The following is a 3681-nucleotide window of genomic DNA, read 5'->3' on the forward strand; positions in this document are numbered from 1 at the left end:
GTGCCCGCCGTAGGGCACGCGGATGACGACGGGCATGGTGATCGCACCCTCGTGGCGGTTGGTCATCTTGGCCAGCTGCGAGGTGATCTGGTCGAACGCCGGGTAGATGAACCCGTCGAACTGGATCTCGCAGACCGGGCGGAAGCCGCGCATCGCGAGCCCGATCGCAGTGCCGACGATGCCGGACTCGGCGAGCGGCGTGTCGAGCACGCGCTTCGCCCCGAACTCGGCGTGCAGGCCCTCGGTGATGCGGAAGACGCCGCCCAGGGGGCCGATGTCCTCGCCCATCAGGAGGACGCGGTCGTCCTGCGTCATCGCTCGGCGGAGGCCGGCGTTGAGCGCCTTGGCCATGGACATGGACTCGAGCTGCGACCCGGTGAGGGGCGGCTGCGCGGCCGTCGTGCTGGTGTCGATCGTCATCACTCGCCTCCGAACGATTCTTCGTAGCGCTGCAGCCACGCCTTCTGCTCCTCGACGAGCACGTGCGGCTCCGAGTAGACGTGGTCGAACATGACGCCCGTGGGCGGGACCTCGAGGGCGAGGAGGCGGCGGCGGATGTCGGACGCGAAGTCCTTCGCCTCCTCGTCGACCTCGTCGAAGAAGGACTGCTCCACGCCCTCGCTCCGCAGGAACGCGGCGAAGCGGGTGATCGGATCCTTCGCGACCCACGAGGCGAGCTCGTCGTCGGTGCGGTACTTCGTCGGGTCGTCGCTCGAGGTGTGCGCGCCGATCCGGTAGGTCAGCGCCTCGATGAACTGGGGACCGCCGCCGGAGCGCGCGTCCTGCAGGTGCTTGGCGGTGACCGCGTAGCTCGCGAGCACGTCGTTGCCGTCGATCTGCACGCCGGGGATGCCGAAGCCGGAGGAGCGGAGGTAGAGGGGGCTGCGCGACTGCGTGGCCACGGGGACCGAGATCGCGTAGTGGTTGTTCTGGAGGAAGAAGACCTCGGGAGCCTGGTAGCTCGCGGCGAAGACCATCGCCTCGCTGACGTCGCCCTGGCTGGAGGCGCCGTCGCCGAAGTACACGACGACGGCCGCGTCCTTCTCGGGGTCGCCCGTGCCGGTCGCTCCGTCGAGGGTGAGGCCCATCGCGTAGCCGGTCGCGTGCAGGGCCTGGGAGCCCAGCACCAGCGTGTAGAGGTGGAAGTTCCCGTTCGTCGGGTCGGTCGGGTCCCAGCCGCCGTGCGTCGTGCCGCGCAGGAGCGCGAGGACGCCGAGCAGGTCGATGCCGCGGATCTTGCCGACGACGTGCTCGCGGTAGGAGGGGAACACGTGGTCCTGCGGGCGCATCGCGAACGCGGAGCCGACCTGCGCCGCCTCCTGCCCGTGGCTCGGGACCCACAGTCCGAGCTGGCCCTGGCGCTGCAGGTTCGCGGCCTCGGTGTCGAAGCGGCGGACCACCGCCATCTCGCGGTAGAAGGAGCGGTGCTGCGCCTCGTCCACCCCGTCGAGGTAGGAGGCGTACTGCTCGGCCGCGGGGGTCGGCGAGAACCGCCCGTCCGCGGAGAGGAACTGGACAGTCGGCGACTCCGTGCTGGTGGCTACCACCCGACTAACCTATCCGTCTCGCGGGGTGGCCCTCGGGGAGGGAAGCCACAATCTCGGCCGCCGCGCTGAGGAGCTTGTCGACAGAGCGCGCCTCGCCGACGGAGACGCGGATCCCCTCCGGCGGGAACGCGCGGACCACGACCCCGGCGCGCTCGAAGACCTCGGCGGCCCGCGCCGTGTCCTCGCGGGTGTCGAACCAGAGGAAGTTCGCCTGCGACTCCGGGATCGTCCAGCCCTGGTCGAGCAGCGCCCGCCAGAGGTCGTCGCGGAGGCGGGTGATGCGGTGGACGCGCTCGAGGAGCTCCTCGCGGTGCTCGAGGGAGGCGACCGCCGCGGTCTCGGCGAACCGGGTGACCGAGAGCGGGATGGCGGTGGAACGGGCGGCGTCGAGGATCCGCGCGTGGCCGATCGCGTAGCCGACGCGGAGGCCGGCGAGGCCGTACGCCTTGGAGAAGGTGCGGGCGATCACGAGGTTGGGGTAGCGGCCGAGAAGGCGGGTGCCGTCCACGGCCCGCTCGTCGTCGACGAACTCGGCGTAGGCCTCGTCGAGGAGCACGAGGACGTCTCCCGGGACGCGCTCGAGGAGCGCCTCGACGTCGTCGGCGGTGGCGACGGTGCCGGTGGGGTTGTTGGGGCTGCAGACGATCAGCAGGCGGGTGCGCTCGGTGACGGCCTGGGCCATGGCGTCGAGGTCGTGGGTGTCGTCGGCGCGGAGCGGCACGCGCACGCTGGTGGCGCCCGCGGTCGTGACGAGCGAGGGGTAGGCCTCGAACGAGCGCCAGGCGTAGACGACCTCGTCGCCCGGGCCCGCCGCCGCGGTGATCAGCTGGGCGATGACCGCGACGGAGCCGGCTCCGACGATCACCTCCTCGATCGGGACGCCGTACTCCGCGGCGAGCGCTGTGCGCAGGGCGGTCGCCGCCGCGTCCGGGTACCGGTTGAAGTCGTCCACCTCGCGGACCCGCGCGAGCACGGAGGGCAGCGGGTCGAACGGGTTCTCGTTGGAGGAGAGCTTGAAGGCGTCGGCGGCGGCCGCGCGGCCCTGCTTGTAGGCGGGGAGCGCCAGGATCTCGGGGCGGAGGCGGACGGGAGGCTCCTGCTGGTCGGTCACACGCCCCATGCTAGGCGGCGCGGCGGCGGGCGCCCCGCCGTTCCGCGCGCGCCGTCCCCCGCCCTCGACGGGCGTGCGCCGGGCCCCCTTCCCACCGGTCGAGCGCCGCCGGTGCGGCCCGGAGGTGCGGCCGACCCGGGTCTCGGATGCGCGAACCGCCCCGCTGACCGGCGCCCACGGCGGCCGTCCCCCGATTAGGGTGCAGTGATGCGGAGTCGAGGGCGAGCCGAGCGGCGCGGGGGTGCGCGCCCGCTCCTCCGGGGCGCCACGGCCGCGATCGCCCTGCTCGTCGCCGCCGGCGCGCTCACCGGATGCACGCCCTCCGCGGAGGGCACGCAGGCGACCCCGACTCTCCGGGAGACGTCCATCGACGTCGCCGCTCCCCCGGCCTACACCGCCGCGCGCGAGGCCGGCCTCGCGCTGCGGAACGACTCGCTCGCGCTCCTCACCGCGACCGACGGCACCGTCGCGGGCGCGGCCCGCACCGATCTGCTGGTGGCGATCGGATCCCTGAACGCAGCGCTCGAGGGAGTCTCGGCCGACGCCATCACCACCGCGACGACCGCGGCCGGGGAGCAGCGGACGGCGCTGGCCGAGCGCGTGCTCGGCCTCGCCACGTCGACCCTCGCCTCCGGTCGCGGATCGACGTCCCGGCGGGCGGTGCTGACCGACGCGGTCGAGCAGCTCCGGAGCGCCCTCGCCTCGGGAGCCGCGGTCGCTCCGCTGGCCGTCGCCGTGATCGAGGCCCGCGAGCCGCTCGTCCCGGAGCCGGGCAGCGGATTCGCTCCTCCCCCGCGCCCCGCGCCTCCCGCAGCTCCCCGGCCGACCACGGCGCCCGCGCCCACCCAGGAGCCGACGCCCGATCCCCCGGCTCCGGAGCCGCGCTCGTCGGCTACGGCACCGCCGGCGGACACGTCCAGACCCGCCGCCGCCGACCGGCCGCCACCGCCTCGGCCGCCGCCGCGCTCCCCGTCATCGCGAAGCCGCCGATCCGCAAGCTCGCGAAGGACCTCGACGTCGACC

At 73.8% G+C, this 3681-nt stretch carries 2 protein-coding genes and 2 pseudogenes; 1 reads left to right on the forward strand and 3 read right to left on the reverse strand.

What is annotated here, in order from left to right:
* The 3 genes and pseudogenes from C5C74_RS16715 to hisC form a co-directional block, all read right to left on the reverse strand.
* A pseudogene (locus tag C5C74_RS16715) lies at positions 1 to 357 on the reverse strand (alpha-ketoacid dehydrogenase subunit beta); the annotation flags it as partial.
* 62 nt (positions 358 to 419) lie between these two features.
* A complete protein-coding gene (locus C5C74_RS16720) occupies positions 420 to 1547 on the reverse strand; it encodes a thiamine pyrophosphate-dependent dehydrogenase E1 component subunit alpha (RefSeq protein ID WP_104226633.1) in 1128 nt (375 codons plus the stop codon).
* Positions 1548 to 1551: 4 nt separating this feature from the next.
* Positions 1552 to 2667: a histidinol-phosphate transaminase gene (hisC, locus tag C5C74_RS16725; protein ID WP_104226632.1), complete on the reverse strand. Its 1116-nt coding sequence runs from the start codon at positions 2665 to 2667 to the stop codon at positions 1552 to 1554.
* A gap of 198 nt (positions 2668 to 2865) precedes the next feature.
* On the opposite strand from hisC, the pseudogene C5C74_RS18090 reads away from it, so the two are divergent.
* Positions 2866 to 3681: pseudogene (locus tag C5C74_RS18090) on the forward strand (hypothetical protein); the annotation flags it as partial.

The organism is Rathayibacter sp. AY1E8 (genome assembly GCF_002931415.1).
Lineage (GTDB): Bacteria > Actinomycetota > Actinomycetes > Actinomycetales > Microbacteriaceae > Rathayibacter.

What these genes read in the sequence shown, in the direction of transcription:
- hisC (WP_104226632.1), bottom strand. Translation starts at nt 2,667, where the DNA reads ATGGGGCGTGTGACCGACCAGCAGGAGCCTCCCGTCCGCCTCCGCCCC.